The sequence below is a fragment of the Dactylosporangium sp. NPDC005572 genome (assembly GCF_040605515.1).
Taxonomy (GTDB): domain Bacteria; phylum Actinomycetota; class Actinomycetes; order Mycobacteriales; family Micromonosporaceae; genus Dactylosporangium.
On sequence record NZ_JBEXCY010000137.1, the window covers coordinates 1 to 16,789 of the forward strand.

General features: G+C 72.0%; 15 protein-coding genes. 5 read left to right on the forward strand and 10 right to left on the reverse strand.

The window, feature by feature from the left end; translation table 11 throughout:
- Positions 1-11: 11 nt before the first annotated feature.
- The 5 genes from ABZS66_RS42070 to ABZS66_RS42090 are packed head-to-tail and all read right to left on the reverse strand — an operon-like array spanning position 12 to position 4,004.
- A complete protein-coding gene (locus ABZS66_RS42070) occupies positions 12-593 on the reverse strand; it encodes a bifunctional 4-hydroxy-2-oxoglutarate aldolase/2-dehydro-3-deoxy-phosphogluconate aldolase (RefSeq protein ID WP_354767956.1) in 582 nt (193 codons plus the stop codon).
- A gap of 2 nt (positions 594-595) precedes the next feature.
- On the reverse strand, positions 596-1,408 hold the full coding sequence (locus tag ABZS66_RS42075) for a hypothetical protein (RefSeq protein ID WP_354767958.1): 813 nt from the start codon (positions 1,406-1,408) through the stop codon (positions 596-598).
- Positions 1,402-2,547: a galactonate dehydratase gene (gene dgoD, locus ABZS66_RS42080; protein ID WP_354767960.1), complete on the reverse strand. Its 1,146-nt coding sequence runs from the start codon at positions 2,545-2,547 to the stop codon at positions 1,402-1,404. The genes ABZS66_RS42075 and dgoD overlap by 7 nt, the downstream gene beginning before the upstream one ends.
- Complete coding sequence (locus tag ABZS66_RS42085; protein ID WP_354767962.1) at positions 2,544-3,251, reverse strand: FCD domain-containing protein; 708 nt, start codon at positions 3,249-3,251, stop codon at positions 2,544-2,546. Before ABZS66_RS42085 ends, dgoD begins: the two co-directional genes overlap by 4 nt.
- Positions 3,252-3,287: 36 nt before the next feature.
- The gene (locus ABZS66_RS42090) at positions 3,288-4,004 is read right to left on the reverse strand and encodes an SDR family oxidoreductase (protein ID WP_354767964.1); all 717 of its coding nucleotides are present in this window, start codon (positions 4,002-4,004) and stop codon (positions 3,288-3,290) included.
- A 189-nt stretch (positions 4,005-4,193) separates the two neighbouring features.
- Here ABZS66_RS42090 and ABZS66_RS42095 point away from each other — a divergent pair, with 189 nt between their 5' ends.
- From ABZS66_RS42095 to ABZS66_RS42115, 5 genes are read left to right on the forward strand one after another with little or no spacing between them, the layout of a single operon-like run.
- Positions 4,194-5,486 carry an ABC transporter substrate-binding protein gene (locus tag ABZS66_RS42095; protein ID WP_354767966.1) on the forward strand — a complete coding sequence of 431 codons (1,293 nt, stop codon included), beginning with the start codon at positions 4,194-4,196 and terminating at the stop codon, positions 5,484-5,486.
- 1 nt (position 5,487) lies between these two features.
- Entirely contained in the window at positions 5,488-6,390 is a 903-nt protein-coding gene (locus ABZS66_RS42100) for a sugar ABC transporter permease (RefSeq protein WP_354767968.1), read from the forward strand.
- Positions 6,387-7,223, forward strand: coding sequence for a carbohydrate ABC transporter permease (locus ABZS66_RS42105; protein ID WP_354767970.1), 837 nt, complete (start codon positions 6,387-6,389; stop codon positions 7,221-7,223). The genes ABZS66_RS42100 and ABZS66_RS42105 overlap by 4 nt, the downstream gene beginning before the upstream one ends.
- Positions 7,220-9,310, forward strand: a complete 2,091-nt coding sequence (locus ABZS66_RS42110) for an alpha-galactosidase (protein WP_354767972.1) — start codon at positions 7,220-7,222, stop codon at positions 9,308-9,310. Before ABZS66_RS42105 ends, ABZS66_RS42110 begins: the two co-directional genes overlap by 4 nt.
- A gap of 49 nt (positions 9,311-9,359) precedes the next feature.
- Positions 9,360-11,519 (forward strand): glycoside hydrolase family 27 protein, encoded by a 2,160-nt coding sequence (locus tag ABZS66_RS42115; RefSeq protein WP_354767974.1) that lies wholly within the window; start codon positions 9,360-9,362, stop codon positions 11,517-11,519.
- Between the two features lie 513 nt (positions 11,520-12,032).
- Here ABZS66_RS42115 and ABZS66_RS42120 read toward each other — a convergent pair.
- The 5 genes from ABZS66_RS42120 to ABZS66_RS42140 form a co-directional block, all read right to left on the reverse strand.
- A complete protein-coding gene (locus ABZS66_RS42120; protein ID WP_354767976.1) occupies positions 12,033-12,536 on the reverse strand; it encodes a DUF3995 domain-containing protein in 504 nt (167 codons plus the stop codon).
- Positions 12,537-12,547: 11 nt separating this feature from the next.
- Positions 12,548-12,700, reverse strand: a complete 153-nt coding sequence (locus ABZS66_RS42125) for a hypothetical protein (protein WP_354767978.1) — start codon at positions 12,698-12,700, stop codon at positions 12,548-12,550.
- Positions 12,701-12,994: 294 nt separating this feature from the next.
- Complete coding sequence (locus ABZS66_RS42130; protein ID WP_354767980.1) at positions 12,995-14,641, reverse strand: NADH-quinone oxidoreductase subunit C; 1,647 nt, start codon at positions 14,639-14,641, stop codon at positions 12,995-12,997.
- Complete coding sequence (locus ABZS66_RS42135) at positions 14,638-16,122, reverse strand: proton-conducting transporter membrane subunit (protein ID WP_354767982.1); 1,485 nt, start codon at positions 16,120-16,122, stop codon at positions 14,638-14,640. The genes ABZS66_RS42130 and ABZS66_RS42135 overlap by 4 nt, the downstream gene beginning before the upstream one ends.
- Complete coding sequence (locus ABZS66_RS42140) at positions 16,122-16,784, reverse strand: hypothetical protein (protein ID WP_354767984.1); 663 nt, start codon at positions 16,782-16,784, stop codon at positions 16,122-16,124. Before ABZS66_RS42140 ends, ABZS66_RS42135 begins: the two co-directional genes overlap by 1 nt.
- Positions 16,785-16,789 lie beyond the last annotated feature (5 nt).

Sequence of the window (16,789 nt, forward strand, 5' to 3'; positions counted from 1 at the left end):
GAGATATACATCTATAGCATTACTCTCTTTCCCTTCCCGTCGCTCTTCCGATCTAGCGGCGAGCCGACGCCGACCGCGACCGCGCCGCGGCGCAGGTATTCGGCGGCGCCGGCCGCGTCGACGCCGCCGACCGGGACGAACGGCGTGCCGGGGAACGGTTCCCGCAGGGCGCTGAGGTACGCCGGGCCGCCGGCCGACGCCGGGAACAGCTTCACCGCGGTCGCACCGGCCGACGTCGCCTGCACCACCTCGCTGGGAGTCAGCGCGCCGACGAGGACGGGCAGGCCGACGCGCCCGGCCTCGGCGACGCTCGGGGCGAGCGCCGGCGTCACGAGAAATGTGGCGCCGGCGTCGGCGGCGGCGTGCGCGTCGGCGGCGGTGAGGACCGTGCCGGCGCCGAGCGCGAAGTGCGGCCCCAGCGCCGCACGGGCGCGCCGGATGACGGCGAGGGCGTCGGCCCCGCTGAGTGAGACCTCGATGAGCGCGACGCCGCAGGAGGCCAGGGTCAGCACGGACGCGAGCGCCGCGGCCGGGTCGGGGCCGCGCACGATCGCAAGGAGCCGGTGCGTGCGCAGTTCGTCGAGCAGTTGCATGGTCACCTCGTGCGTTCGGCCGTGACGGTGAGGCGCCAGCGGACCTCGCCGCCGGCGGGGACGACGGCGGCGGGCACGTCCTCGGCGACGTCGAACGCGCCGCCGAGCATGGGCTCGACACCGATGCTGCGATAAGGCCCATCGGCCGGCCAGCCGCGCAGGTTGCGCCACAGCGCTGTCGAACGCGGCTGGCTGTCACACTCGAGGGCAAAGGTCAGCCGGTCGGCACCGTCGACGACGGTCGCGCGGGGGCAGTCACGCAGCACGGCGCCGACGGCGGTCCCGTCGTCTGGCCCGAGCCGGTCGAGCGGCGTGCCGGCCGGCGCCGGCCAGGCTCCTTCCACCGGCGGCTCGGGGTCCGCGTACAGCCGCAGGCGGGTGCCCTCCGGCGCCTCGACGCGCGCGCCAGGCGACAGGTCGAGCAGCGCGTGGGCGGCCCACACGAACCGGTATCCGGCGGCGGCGCTGAGCCGGTAGTCGGCGACGACCGCCCCCGCGTGATGGCCGATGCGCCGCCGCAGAACGAAGTCGGGCGTCTCCACGACCAGCGTCACCACATCCGGCGAGCCGGGCCACGGGGTCACCGGGTCCGGCTGCCAGGGGCGGGACCAGACGGCCCCGTGGTCGGGGGTGCCGCGGACCGTGGGCAGGCACTCCTCCAGGCCGCCGGCGTCGGCGAACGGGGCGCCCGGGTGGGCGGCGGCGCGGGCGGGCTCGGTGCGGTGCCACAGCCACTCGCGGCCGCCGCCGGACAGGGAGGTCCAGCGGCCGCCGCGCGTCGGGTCACAGCGCGCGGTGAGTGCGACGGTCACCATTCGGCGAACGACCCGTCGTCGTGGTGCCAGATCGGGTTGCGCCAGGCGTGCGGGGTGCGGGCAGCGGCGCGGACGGCGGCCTCGTCGACGGTGATGCCGAGGCCGGGTGTGTCGAAGCGGGCGATGTGGCCGTCGGTGAACCGCAGCGGCTCCGGGTCGACCAGGTAGTCGAGCAGCTCGGAACCCTGATGGTAGTGGATGCCGATGCTCTGCTCCTGGATGAGGAAGTTGGGCGTCGCGAACGCGACCTGGAGGCTCGCGGCGAGGGCGATCGGGCCGAGCGGGCAATGCGGGGCGAGGACGGCGCCGTAGGTCTCGGCGAGCGCGGCGATCCGGCGGACCTCGGAGATGCCGCCCGCGTGGGACAGGTCGGGCTGCACGACCGCGACGCCGGCCTGCAGGGGCGCGAGGAACTCGGCGCGGCCGTAGAGCCGCTCCCCCGTGGCGACCGGGACGGGCGAGCAGGTGACGATGTCGTGGAGGTGGTGGGGCTGGTCGGGCAGGACCGGCTCCTCGACGAAGAACGGCCGCAGCGGCGCGAGCTCGGGCAGGATGCGCCGGACGGCGGCGGCACCGGCCCGGCCGTGGAAGTCGAGCGCGATGTCCCGGTCGTCGCCGAGGACCTCGCGGGCGGCGGCGACCCGTCGCACGATCGCGTCGATCTCCGCCGGGGTCGGGATCGCGGCGAGCCGGCCGGACGCGTTCATCTTGACGCCGGTGAGGCCGGCGGCGGCCTGTGCGGCGGCCGCCTCGGCGATCTCGCCGGGCTCGTCACCGCCGATCCACGAATACACGCGGACCCGGTCGCGGACCGGGCCGCCGAGCAGCGCGTGGACCGGTGCGCCGTAGGCCTGGCCGGCGATGTCCCACAGCGCCTGGTCGAGACCGGCGACGGCGCTGGACAGCACGGGGCCGCCGCGGTAGAAGCCGCCCTTGGTGAGGACCTGCCAGTGCTGCTCGATCCGCAGCGGGTCCTGGCCGAGGAGATATTCCGCGAGCACCTCGACGGCGCTGCGCACCACCTCGGCGCGGCCCTCGACGACGGGCTCGCCCCATCCGACGATGCCCTCGTCGGTCTCTACGCGGCAGAACAGCCAGCGGGGCGGGACGAGGAACGTCTCGATGCGGTCGATCTTCACCGGTGGCCTTTCTGCGCGCGGACCTTCTCGACATCGCGGACGGCCTTGGCGAGCAGGTCGCGCATCGCGGCCTCGGCCGCGGACTCGTTGCGGGACCGGATCGCCTCGACGACGGCGCGGTGGGTGGGGACGGGGTCGTCGTGGGCGCCGCCGTGGACGAGCCGGTCGCGCTCGGCGAGGCCGGTCTCCATCACAACCTCCATGCGCACGAGCAGCTCGTTGTGGGTGGCGGACAGCAGCGCGCGGTGGAACGCGAGGTCGGCGGCGACGGCGCCGGCCGGGTTGCCGTGCGCCTCCACCATGGCCTCCAGCGCCGTTTCCAGCGCGCTGAAGTCCTCGTCGACGGCACGGGCCGCGGCGAGGCGCGCGGCGGCGGGCTCGATGATGCTGCGGACCTCGTGCAGCTTGTCGATGAGGTGCGGGTCTGCGCCGAGCTCGAACTGCCAGCGGATGACGTCGCCGTCGAGCAGGTGCCAGTCGGCCCGGGGCCGCACGAACGTGCCGCGCTTCTGCCGGGCGTCGACGATGCCTTTGGCGGAGAGCACCTTGAGTGCCTCGCGTAGGGCGGTGAGGCTGACGTCGAGCTCGTGCTGCAGTGCGCCCAGGTTGAGCGTCTCTCCCTCGGCGATGTTCCCGGCCAGGATGCGGCGGGCGATCACCTCGACGGTCTGGCCGTGCACGCCGCGGCCTGCGTAGTTTGCCAAAGCTCCTCGCACCTCTCGCTCGTCGTTGTCGATCCGTCACGCAGACGTTTTCATCGCGGTCCATCCGCCGTCCACCACCAGGCTCGCACCGGTGACGTAGGCGGCGTCCGGCGAGGCGAGGAAGGCGACGACGGCGGCGACCTCCTCGGGTGTGCCGAACCGCTTCGCGACGGTCTCGGCGACGCTGCGGCGGCGGTCCTCATCGTCGATGCCGTCCCAGGCAGCGGTGAGGATCGGGCCGGGCAGGACCGTATTGACCCGCACCTGCGGGCCGTATTCGACGGCGAGCTGGCGGCCGAGCGCGACGAGGCCACCCTTGGCCGCGGCATAGGCGGGGCGTCCGGGCAGGCCGACGAGGGCGTGCACCGAGGACACGAGCACGACGGCGCCCTGCCGGTCGCGCAGGTCGTCGAGGCAGGCCCGCAGGCCCAGGAACGCGCCGGTGAGGCTGACAGCGAGCTGATGGTCCCAGGAGGCGCGGCTGGTGCGGTGGGCGGGCGCGACCTCGACGGTGTAGGCATTGCTGACGAGGATGTCGACAGGCCCGAGCCCGGTGCGCACGGCGGCGGCCGCGGCGATCCAGGCGTCCTCGTCGGCGACGTCGGCAACCACGGACAGTGCGCGCGCGCCGGCGGCGGTGAGCTCCTGCGCGAGGGGGCCCGGATCCCGCACGTCCATGAGCGCGACGGCCGCGCCCTCGGCGGCGAGCCGGCGGGCGGTCGCCGCGCCGATGCCGCCCGTCGCCCCGGTCACCAGGGCCGTTCTGCCTTCCAGTCGCCGCATGTGCCGACCCGTCTGCCCACCGCGTCTCGCGGATTAACCATTAATTACGAATACATCTTGACAGCATCGCCGCCCCGGATGCAACCTTCTGGAGACACCGTTCAGACGACCGACACCCCGCGATATCACGCAGCGTGTCGTTGAGGAAGGGACACCCCCGTGAGCGACTTCGACCCCGGTCGCCGCCGATTCCTTGGAAACCTCGGTCTCCTCGGCGCCGGCGCGCTCGGCGCCGGTTCGTTCCTGAGCGCCTGCGCCAGCTCCGCCAGCGGGCCCTCGGACAAGAGTTCCGGCGCCGTCACCGTGCAGTCCAACCTCTCCTCCCCGCAGGCCAAGGCCGCCATGGAGCGGCTGATCGCCGACTTCAACAAGCTCGGCAAGGGCACCGCCACGCTCAACACGATCGCGTCGGAGACGTTCCGCACGCAGCTGCCGACCTACCTGACCTCGGCCAACCCGCCCGACCTGTACACCTGGTATGCGGGATCCGTCGCCAACAGCTACGCGAGCAAGGGCCTGCTGCTCGACGTCTCGGACGTATGGAAGGACCTCGGGGACTACCCCCAGTCCCTGCGCACGCTGTCCACCGACAGCACCGGCAAGCAGGTCTTCGTCCCGATGAACAACTACTGGTGGGGCTTCTTCTACCGCAAGTCCAACTTCGCGAAGTGGGGCGTGCAGGAGCCGAAGACCTGGGCCGACTTCATCGCGCTCTGCCAGACCCTGCAGGGCAAGGGCATCCCGCCGATCGGCATCGGCCTCGGCGACACCCCCTGGGTCGCCTCCGCCTGGTTCGACTACCTCAACATCCGCGTCAACGGCGCCCCCTTCCACCGCGAACTGCTCGCCGGCCGGCAACGGTTCGACGACCCGAAGGTCAAGGCCGTGTTCACGAAGTGGGCCGAGGTCCTGCCGTACTTCGACCCCAAGGGCAAGGCCTACCCGTTCCAGGAGGCGACGACCGCCCTGCTTGCGGGCAAGACCGGCATGTTCCTGATCGGCACGTTCTTCGCCGACGCGGCGCCCAAGGACGCGCTGGACGACATCGACTTCTTCCGCTTCCCGATCATCGATCCTGCCGTACCACTGGCGGAGGAGGCACCGACCGACGGCTTCTTCGCCAGCGCCAAGTCCGCCAACGCGGCCGGCACCAAGGCGTTGCTGAGCTACTTCGCGGGCGTCGAGGCCCAGGAGACGTACATCAAGTCGAGCTCCGGCATCGTTCTGCCGGCCAACCCCAAGGCGAAGGCCGCCGACACGCCGCTGGTGGCCAAGGGCAAGGCGATGCTCGCCGAGGCGAAGGAGCTGACCCAGTTCTTCAACCGCGACTCCAGCGACGCCCTGCAGCCGACCGCCGACACGGCGCTGACGAAGTTCATCGACAAGCCGAACGAGGTCGACGCGATCCTGCGCGAGTGGCAGACCAGCGCCGAGAAGGTCTTCAAGGGCTGACGTGACCGCACCCGCAATCACCCCGCAGCGACGGCGACGGCCCCGGTTGTCGCCGTTGCTGGCGGCGTTCGTCCTGGTGCCGTTCGCCGTCGAGAGCATCTGGGTGTTCTGGCCGGCGCTGCAGGGGTTCTGGTTCTCGTTCACCCGGTGGGACGGGCTCACCCCGCCCGAGTTCATCGGCACCGGCAACTACACCGAGCTGGCCGGCGACCCGACGTTCCGCGGTGCGCTGCTCAACACCGTCATCTGGCTGCTGCTGTTCGGCGGCCTGTCGGTCGCCGGCGGGTTCGGCATGGCCCTGCTGCTGCAGCGCGACCGGCGCGGCGTCGGGTTCTACCGGGCCGCGCTGTTCACGCCGGTGGTCTTCTCCCTGGTCGTCACCGCCCTGGTGTGGCGCGTCTTCTACCAGCCCGACGGGCTCGCCGACCAGATCCTGCGGGCGGTCGGCCTGCAGAGCCTGATCCGGCCGTGGCTCGCCGACCCGCAGACGGCGCTCTACGCAGTGATCCTGCCCGCGCTGTGGCGGCAGATCGGCTACGTCATGGTGCTGTATCTCGCCGGGCTCAAGGCGATCGACCCGGCCCTGCACGAGGCGGCGAAAGTCGACGGGGCGAGCGCGTGGCAGCGGCTGTGGAAGGTGACGGTGCCGCAGCTCAAGGGCGTCAACGCGGTGGTGCTGTCGGTGATCGTCATCGACTCGCTGCGCTCGTTCGACATCGTGTGGTCGCTGACCCGCGGCGGGCCCTACCACTCATCCGAGCTGCTCAGCACCTACATGTACTCGACCGCGTTCCAGGGCCTGCGGCTGGGCTACGCATCGGCGATCGCCGTCGTCATCTTCGTACTGGCGCTGGCCGTCATCCTCGGCTACCTGGTGCGGGCGTTCCGGGAGGAAGACGCATGACGGAACGCGGAAACGGCCGGCTGCGCACCGCGGCGTTCCACACCGGCATGGTGCTGCTGTCGGCACTGTGGCTGGCGCCGGTCCTGTGGGTCGTCGTCATGTCGACCCGGACGTTCGACGACATCGCCGCCAACGGCGTCGGGAGCCTGCCCCGCTCGTTCACCCTGGACACGTACCGGCAGGCGTGGACCGACGGCGGGGAGCTGCAGGCCCTGGTCAACAGCCTGCTCGTGACGGTGCCGTCGGTCGTGCTCAGCCTGGCGCTCGCGGCCGTCGCCGCGTTCGCCCTCAGCCGGTACCGAATCCCGGGGCGCCGCACGATCCTGCTGCTCATGCTGGCCGGCAACCTGCTGCCACCACAGATCCTGCTCATCCCCGTCGCCAAGTTCAGCGAACTGACGGGGCTCTACGACACGCTGTTCGCGCTGATCGCCGTGCAGGTCGGGTTCGGGCTCGGGTTCTACACGTTCGTGCTGCACGGGTTCATGCGCGACCTGCCGGGCGAGATCCAGGAGGCGGCCACGATCGACGGCGCGGGGCCGGCGCAGGTCTTCGCACGGATCATCCTGCCGCTGACCCGACCGGCGCTCGCCGCGCTCGGCGCCCTGTCGTTCACCTGGATCTTCAACGACCTGCTGTGGGCGATCACGGTGTTGCGCACCGACGACAAGATGCCGGTGACCCCGGCGCTGCTGGGGCTGCAGGGCCAGTTCGTGTCGTCGTGGAGCGTCATCGCCGCCGGCACGGTCATCGCGGCGGTGCCGACGGTGGCGGTGTTCCTGCGGTTCCAGAAGCACTTCGTGTCCGGCCTGGCGATCGGAGCAGTGAAATGACCGGCGGGCGGTGGACGCTGCGCGGGGCGGACTCGGAATACACCGTGACCGTGCCGGAGCACGGGCGCTGGTTGGAGCTGGTGGCCTGGGGACCGCACGGGCTCTCCGACGGGCCGTCGCCGGTGGCGTACGACGGGCCGGTGCCGTTCCTGACCACGGGCGATGCGGCGCCGGTGGAGTATGCGACCGAGACCGACCGGCCGTTCGCCGGTGCGGACCTGGTCGTCGCCAGCCGCTCGGCGCTGCGGTACGCGGACGCAGAGACCGGCGGCGACGGCCTCGTGGTGCGGTTCGACGACCCGGTCAACGGGCTGCGCGTCGCGCTGCACTACCGGATGCCGGCCGGCACCGACGTGGTGGAGCGGTGGGTCGAGCTGTCCAACAACGGGCCGGACGCGCTGTCGCTGGTGCGGGCCGGGTCGGCCGGGTTCAGCGTGCCGACCCCGCACGGCGCCCGGATCAGCCACCAATGGGGCCAGTGGGCGCAGGAGTTCCAGCTCGAGCACGTCGACCTGGGCCACGGCGCGTTCTCGGTCGGCAGCGCCCAGGGCGTGCCCGGCCACCTGCACGCGCCGTGGCTGGCAGTGCGCGACCAGGACGACGACGCCCAGGTGTGGGGCTTCGGCCTGGCCTGGACGGGATCGTGGCAGCTCGACGCCGAGCGCGACACCGGCGGACTGACCCGCGTGCGGGCCGGGCGCCGGCTCGTCGACGGGCCGTTGGAGCTGGCGCCCGGTGCGCGGCTGACGCTGCCGGTCGTCGCCGGGGCGTTCAGCGCCGGCGGACTCGACGGGCTCGCTCGCGTCTGGCACACCTACCAGCGGCGGCTCGCCGGGGAGCGGCTTCGACCGCGGCCCGTGCTGTACAACTCCTGGGAGGCCACCTACTTCGACGTCGATGCCGCCGGCCAGCTTCACCTCGCCCGCGTCGCCGCCGAGATCGGCGTCGAGACGTTCGTCGTCGACGACGGATGGTTCACCGGCCGCGCCGACGACACCGCCGGCCTCGGTGACTGGACGCCCGACCCGGCGAAGTTCCCGGCCGGGTTCGACGCGTTCGTCGCCGACGTACGGGCGCTGGGGCTGCGGTTCGGGCTGTGGATCGAACCGGAGTGCGTCAACCCGCGGTCGCAGCTGTTCGCGGCGCACCCCGACTGGGTGTACTCGGTCGACGGCCGCCCGCTCACCCAGGTCCGCCACCAGTACCTGCTCGACCTCGGCCGGCCGGAGGTCGCCGAGTGGGTGCACGCCACCGTCGACGGGCTGCTGCGCAAGCACGACATCGACTACCTGAAGTGGGACTTCAACCGGCCGCGGACCGAACCCGGCCGGCCCGGTCAGTCCGGTCAGTCCGGTCAGTCCGGTCAGCCCGGCTCGGCCGGACCCGTCGACCTCGACGGCGCGCACGTCAGCAACCTGTGGCGCATCCTCGACGACCTCCGCCGTGACCACCCGCACGTGCTCGTCGAGGCGTGCGCGGGCGGCGGCGCCCGCACCGACCTGGGCATGGCGGCCCGCGCCGACGTGTTCTGGCCCAGCGACAACACCGGGCCGCTCGACCGGCTCGCGATCCAGCACGGATTCCTGCACGCCAACGCGCCACACCTGATGAGCTCGTGGGTGACCGACGCGCCCGGGCTGTTCGACCCGCGGCCGCGGTCGCTGGCGTTCCGGTTCGTGCTGGCGATGGCCGGCGTGCTGGGCATCGGCGCGGACATCCGGCACTGGTCCGCGCAGCAGCGGGCCGAGGCAGCCGGCTGGATCCGGCGGTACCAGGAGATCCGCCACATCATCATGCACGGCACCGTCCACCTCATCGGCGGTCCGGGGAAGGACCGCTGCGCTGTGCAGTACACGTCGCCCGACGAGCGGACCGTGGTCGTGCTCGCCTGGCACACCGGCCGGCTCGACGGGGCCGGACTGCTGCCGTCGCGGCCCGTCCGGTTGCCGCTGCGCGGCCTGTCAGCCGGTGCCCGCTACCGGACCGGCGACCAGTGGTACTCGGGCAGCCACCTCACGGCGGTCGGCCTGCCCGTGCAGTGGAGCGCGACGCACGACGCCGACGCCGTCGTCCTGCACCGCGACTGACCAGCACTCCCGCACACCCCCGCAACCCTGTAGGACAGGAGTACCCGCTATGCGCCTGATCCGAACGATGACCCGCGCCCTGAGCGTCCTTGCCGCACTCGCCCTCACCACCGCCGGCCTCGGTGCGGTCCCGGCCGCCGCCGCACCCGCGGAGGACCAGGGCGCCCCGGAGTACTACGACAGCGGCCTCGCGCCGACCCCCTACATGGGCTGGAACACCTACTTCGGGCTGGGCGGCGACCCGACCGAGGCCGAGGTCCGTTCCGTCGCCGACTTCCTGGTCAACAGCGGGCTGCGCGACGCCGGCTACCGGTACGTGTGGATCGACGGCAACTGGGCCGCACCGACCCCGCGCAACGCCGCCGGGAAGCTCGTCGCCGACCCGGCCCGGTTCCCCGGCGGCATGGCCGCGCTCGCGGCCTACATCCACGCCCGCGGGCTCAAGGCCGGCCTCTACACCGACGCCGGGCCGTACATTCCCGGCCAATGCGGCCTCGGCAGCAACGGGCACTACCAGGCCGACGTCAACCAGTTCGCCGCCTGGGGCTTCGACGCCCTCAAGGCCGACTGGCTGTGCGGCCGGGCCGCCGGGCTCGATCCGGAGACCGCATTCCGGCAGCTGTCGGCCGCCGTGCAGCGCTCGCCGCGGCCGATGCTGCTCAACATCTGCAACCCGGTGAGCAGCGACTGGGGCGGCGGGCCGTACCCGCCCGAGCACCTGTCGACGTGGAGCTACACCTACGCGCCGACGGTCGCGGACTCGTGGCGGACCTACACCGACGTCGGGCTGGTCGACGCGACGCCCCAGTGGCAGTACCAGTGGGTGCTGCGCAACATGGACGTGAACGCCTACCACCCGGCGGCGACCGGACCAGGCCACTACAACGACCCCGACTACCTGCTACCGATGCGGCCGGTGCCCGGCGGTGGCTACGAGCTGACGTTCGACGAGTCGAAGACGCAGCTCGGCATGTGGGCGATCATGGCGGCGCCGCTGATCATCGGCTCCGACCCGCGCGGGTTGCCGCCGCAGATGCTCGACGCGCTACGCAACCCGGAGATCATCGCCGTCGACCAGGACCCGCTGGTCCGGCAGGGCGTCAAGGTCGCCGACACCAGCGCCACGACGCAGGTGTGGAGCAAGGTCCTCACCGGCGCCGGGCGGCGGGCGGTCGCGCTACTCAACCGCGGTGACACCGCCCAGGACATCACGGTGAGCTTCGCGAGTGTGTCGCTCGGCGGTCCAGTGCGGGTCCGCGACCTGTGGGCCAGGGCCGACGCCGACGCCGACCCGGCCGTCGCGGGCAGCCAGCCCTACACCGGGTCGTACACGGCTACTGTCCCGGCCCACGGCGTGGCGATGCTGCGCCTCGACGGTGCCGACCAGGTGACCGGCGCCGATCTCGGCGGCCCCGCCAGTGCCAGCCCGGCGCTGGTCCGGTTCGACGACGAGCACGCGGCCGCGTTCGTGCGCACCGCGGCCGGTTCCCTCGCGTGGACCGTCCGCGACGGCGCCACCTGGCCGGGCCCGTGGACGTCGCTCGGCGGGCCGGTCCACGGCCGGATCCTCGGCCAGCCGGCGGCGTACGCGTCGCCGGGCGGACGCATCGACGTGTTCGTCCGCGGCACCGACGACGGCGTGTGGCAACTGACGTACGACGGCGCCTCGTGGGGCAGGTGGCGCAGCCTCGGGGGCAAGGTCACCGACGCCCCGACGGTGGCGTGGACCGGCCCCGGCCAGTGGACGGCGGCGGCCCGCGGCACCGACGGGCTGCTGTGGACCCGGACGGCGACGACCGGCTGGTCGAAGGTCGGCTCCCCGGACGGCCGGGCGTTCCACGGACGCCCGAGCGCCGTCGTCGACGACGCCGGCGTCGTGCACGTCGCGGTCCGCTCCCGCACCGACGAGGTGTGGACGGTCACGCGCACCGGCACCGCCTGGTCGGGCTGGACCAACCTGGGCGGCACGGTGAGCGGCAGCCCGACCCTGCTGGCCACGTCGGGTCGCGTGTACCTGTTCGTGCTCGCGGCCGACAACAAGCTCTGGCAGCGCAACTACGTCGACGGTGCCTGGGGCGGCTGGTTCGGCCGCGGCGAGTTCACCACGGACGCCTTCCACGGCGCCCCGGCGGCCGCGGCCGGCGCCAACGGCAGCGCCTGGATCGCCGTCCGCGGCGTCGACGCCCGCGTCCACCAGACCATCCTGTAAGCGGCGCTGCCGTGCCCGGCTCGCCGGCGCCGGGCACGGCCGGACCTCGCGCGCCGCGTGCCGGTGCGATCTGAAGGCCTTACGGGTCCCGATAAGCACGCCCTCCCCCGATCGCCGGCTCGACGGTCGTTCGGGGGAGGTCGCGTGCTTCGATTGGTGTTCGGCGCACTGCGGCGGCGTGCACAAGGGCTGGCGGTCCTCGCGCTCACCGTCCCGATGTAGGCCGCTATGGGGGGTGTCGTTCGCCGTCGATGTGGGTGGGGTCCGTCAGTGGTGGAGCATGGTTGCCGCGCCGGGCGATCATGAGACCCACGCCCACCATGCCGCCGATCAGACCCGCACGAGCGGTCAGACGATGCGGCCAGCGGCGGGAGGCGCGCCAGGCCATGAAACCTAGGGCTACACCAGCCAGGCCGGTCGCCGGAGCCCAACTCCAGTCGGGGAACAGCGGAAGCCAGGCCCAGCCGGCGACCAGGGACAGCGCCGGCAGGAACCACGATACGGAGAATCGGGTTATCCGTGAGCGCGGCGACGGGCGTACCAGGCAGTTGCGCCGTAGAGGACGCCGCCGAGGAAGAAGTACACGTCGATCGCCCGGGCGGACCACAGCGTGTACGCCGAGGGCGTGGCCGTGCCCAGCAACTGCTCGTACGTCAGCCCGGTCAGGCCGGTCGGTGATCCGAGCAGCGTGCGCATCGCATCGTCGATGAACGCGGTCACGGCGCGCACGCTCAGCAGGCCGGCGGCGACCCACGCCATGGTGATCAGGATCCATCGTGGGATGCGCCCGCCCCACCACTGCACGAACGCCAGCGGCAGCACCGTGCCGATCACGAACAGCGCCAGCACCGCCGCCGCGAACACCCGCTGCCCGGAAGTCTGCGCCGCGGGCAGCGGGTCGGCCTGGTCGCCGAAGCCGAACCGGCCACCCAGTTGCCAGTACACATGCAGCGCATCGAACACGACGATCCACCCGAAGGTGGCCGCCGCCGCCTGCCGCAGCCGCCTCGTAGCCATGGTTGTCGATGCTACAAGCCGGCCACCCCGAGTGGAGGGCCCGCCAGAGCAACCTCGACGCGCCCGCGGTCGATGACCCGGTTCCAGTTGCGTTCGCCGGTGCCGTCGCGGTCGAGCCAGCACGACTCGACCGGCCACCCGCCGGCGTACGACTCCGTCGCCACACGACAAGCCTTGCTCGACGTTTCCGCAGTTCAAGGGCATTCGCCGAAACGCGAAAAATTGTCGTGTTGTCATTCGTGGGACACGGCACTGGGGAGGCGCCGCTACGGTGCATGGATGGAGATTGTGGTGGCGCTCGCCGTGGGCGTGATCTGCGTGGCCGTTGGGTTCAGCCTCGGCATGCGCAGGCGCCCCCAGTGTCCGCGCTTGACGTGGTGATACCCCGTCACCGCAAATTGGAGGACACGTACCTGATCGCTCGAGCGGCGACCGGCGCGGTCAACGCCGGTTGGCTGTCACAGGTCGTTGCCGGCGTAGGACAGGTTGAAGCTTTTGTTGACCAGGGGGAAGTCCGGCACGATGGTGCCGGCCAGGGCGACCGGGAGCGCCGGCCAGTTGAAGAACGAGGGGTCGACGACCTTGACTCGGGTCAGGCGCCTGTCTGGGGCAGTTTCGAGGCGGTGCACGATGGTGCCACGCCAGCCCTCCGCGATGCCCACCCCGGACGCGGCGGGGCCGGCTGAGGGCATCCGGCCTGTGCTGGGCCGGCAGGTGACGGTGCCGGGTGTGACGGTGCGGACGAGGGTGTCGAGGATGGTCAGGGAGGCGTCGATTTCGGCGGCGCGCTGCTGGAACCGCGCGAGGACGTCGCCTGTGCTGTGGGTGGGGACGGTGATCAGGTCGTCCAGGTGTGGGCTGTCGCCGGTCGGGTGGTCGCGGCGGGCGTCGATGTCGACGCCGCTGGCGCGGGCGATGTAGCCGAGGGTGCCGAGATCGCGGGCCTGCTGGGCGGTGAGGACGGCGGTGCCGGTGAAGCGTTCGGCCACGAGTGAGTTGCCCAGCGCGAGGTCGACGATTTCTCGGATGTCCATGCCGATGGCGGTCAGTCGTCCGGGGTCCGGGATGCTGCGCAGGGCGGCGCCGCCGGGCCGGATCCCGCCGCGCAGGAGTCGGTGGCCAGTGGTGTCTTTGTTGAGGCGCAGCAGGGTTTCCTTGATGCGCAGGGCGTGGGCGTGGAGCACGCTGTGGCCGACGTCGTTGCACAGGGCGCCGATGTCGCCGATGTGGTTGTAGATGCGCTCCAGCTCGAGCAGGATTGCGCGCATCCGCCTCGCCTCGGCTGGGACCTGTAGGTGCAGGGCGTCCTCGACGGCGCGGCAGTACGCCAGAGCGTGGCCGACGGCGGTGTCCCCGGAGATGCGTTCGGCGAGCGGCAGCCCTGCGTCGATGTCACGCTCTTCGAACAGTTTCTCGATGCCCTTGTGGACGTACCACAGGCGGGCCTTGAGTTTGAGGATGGTTTCCCCGACGACGGAGAACCGGAAGTGGCCGGGCTCGATGAGCCCGGCGTGGACCGGCCCGACCGGGATTTCGTACACCCCGGGCCCTTCGACGGTGAGGAAGGGGAACGGTTCGTCGGTGTCGCCGAACGGGGGTGGCGGACCGGCGTCGTGGCGCATCGGGTACCAGCCGGAGGGCCAGTGCGGGTGCCGGACGAGTCGTCGGGGTAGCGGGTGGTCGACTGGTTGGACGCCGAAGAGGTCGTGCATCTCGCGTTCGAAGCGGCTGGCGGCGAACGACAGCCCGGCCAGGCTCGGCACGGTCGGGTTGCTGCGATCGATGGGTAGGTGCAGTTCCACGCGCCGGTCGGGGCCGGCGGCGAGGTAGAGGTAGACGGCGTGCATCTGGTCGTGGTCCGGCCCACGGTCCGGCCCACGGTCCGGTCCGTGGTCGTCGTGGGCGGCGACGAGGGCCAGCCGGAAGCCGCGGCGTTGCAGGGTGTCGGCGTGCCCGGCGAGGGTGTCGGCGGTGGTGGGGACGGCGACCCGGTGATAGCCGGTGGGTTCCCCACCGGGCAGTGGCGGCGGGCTGGCGATCGCGGCGTTGCCAGTGGGATCGCCTACGAGATCGCGAGTGTTGTTGTCAGTGGTGTTGTCAGTCACGATGCTCCTGCCACGGCGGCTGCGGCGGCGTGCAGCAGTTCGGTGACCGGCCCGAGGGTGACGCCCAGAGCGGTCACCCCGAGGAGTCCGGTGATCATTGGCAGTGCGGTGGTGACGGTGATCGACCCGGCGGGCTGGCCGGTACCTGCATGGATGGGTTGCGGCGGTGGGCCCAGCAGCATGCGCCCGGTGTGGGCGGCGATGGCAGCGAAGGCGGCCAGGACCAGTGTGAACGCGGCGGCGATTGCCCATGTCAGTCCGGCGGAGGCGCCGGCGCGGGCGATGCTGAGTTCGCTGGCGAAGAGCGCTGCCGGGGGGAAACCGAGCAGGGCGAGGATGGCCAGACCGAAGAGCCCGGCGAGCAGCGGCGTGCGCGCGGCCAACGCACGAACGTCGCTGATCCGGCTGCTGTGGTGACGGTGCAGGATGTGACCGGAGGACAGGAAGGCTACGGTCTTGGCGAGGCCGTGCCCGGCCATGTGCAGCAGCAGCGCGGCCACGGCGAGGCGGCTGCCGATCGCGGCGGCCAGAGCGATGAGGCCCATATGCTCCATGGACGAGTAGGCGAGCATGCGTTTGTAGTCGCGCTGCCCGATCAGCAGGATCGCGGCCAGGGCGAGGGTGGCGAGCGCCATGATCAGCAGCAGGGTCCGCAGGTAGTGACTGCCGAGCGCGGGATCGGCGATGGCTTTGACTCGCAGTACGGCGTAGAGGGCAACCGGCAGCAGGACGCCGGACATCAGCGCCGACACCGGCGCGGGGGCTTGTGAGTGGGCGTCGGGTAGCCAGGCGTGCAGCGGGATGAGGCCGGCCTTGGCGCCGAAGCCTATGACCGCGAGGCCGACGGCGATGCGGGTGACCGCCGGGTCCAGCTGGTCGGCGTGCCGGCGCAGGCTGGCCCAGTCCAGAGCCTCCTCCCCGGAGAGGCCGGCATGTTTGGCGGCGGAGTAGAGCAGCACCAGGCCGAGGAACGCGATGGCGATTGCGGCGGAGCAGATGACCACGTATTTCCAGGCCGCTTCCAGGGCGGGCCGGTCGCGGTGGTGGCCGACGAGGAACGCGGTGACGATGGTGGTGGCCTCGACCGCGACCCACAGCACGCCGAGGTTGCCGGCCAGCACGGCGGTGGCCATCGTGGCGATGAACAGGTGTAGCAGCACGCCGTACCAGCGGGCCCGGCGCCGGCTCTCGCGCCCGGCGGCCAGGTATGCCGGCGACGCCCAGCAGGCGAGCAGCGCGACGGCCCCGACGCCGAGCAGCATCCAGGCGGAGAGGGCGTCGGCGCGGATCAGGCCGCCGGCGGTATGCAGTTGCCCGTCACGGGTGATGGTGGCGGCCAGGATGATGGCGTCGGCCCCGAGCAGTGCGGTGGTCGCGACCCCTGCCCAGGCAGTGCTTCGGCTACTCCAGCCGGCGGCGGCGTAGACGACGGCGGCGACGAGCGGAAGCATGATCGGGGCGAGGAGCAGCAAGGTGGTCATCAGTCGTGCAACTCCCGCAGTTCGTCCAGGTCGCTGCTGCCGAAGGCGGCCCGCAGACGGGTGGTCAGGACCTGCAGCACCAGGACGACCAGCAGCAGGTCGAAGGAGACGCCGAGTTCCACGATCAGCGGGACGCCGGCGGCGGCCAGAAACGCGGTTGCGGTGATGCCGTTGTCCAGCAGCAGGAACCCGACCACCTGCGACAGTGCGCGGCGGCGGGTGACGAGCACGAAGAATCCGATCAGCACGACCGCCACCGCGGCGGGCAGGATCGTGGTGGCCGGTGTGGGCGCCAGCGCGACGAGTGGCCGGGTGACGGCGTACGCGAGCAGGGTCAGGATGGCGGCCGCGAGGAGGGATGTGGCGGTGTTGACCACGGGCCGGGTTTCGCGCGCTTCGCTGGCCGTGCCGCCCAGGGCTCGGCGGACCAGGTATGGCAACACACCGGCGCGCAGTACGCCCAAGCCGAGAGCGACGAGGATGAGCTCGAGGCTGTGTTGGTGGACCCCGATGAGCGTGACGATCGCGGCCAGCGCGGCGCCTTGGAGGCCGACCAGCCGGATCATGGGGGCGAGTTGGTGGCGCCACAGCACGCCGACGGCGGACAGCAGGAACAGCCCGGCGGCCAGGTCCAGGTACAGCGGGTAGGTCGTGTCGGTCATGTCCA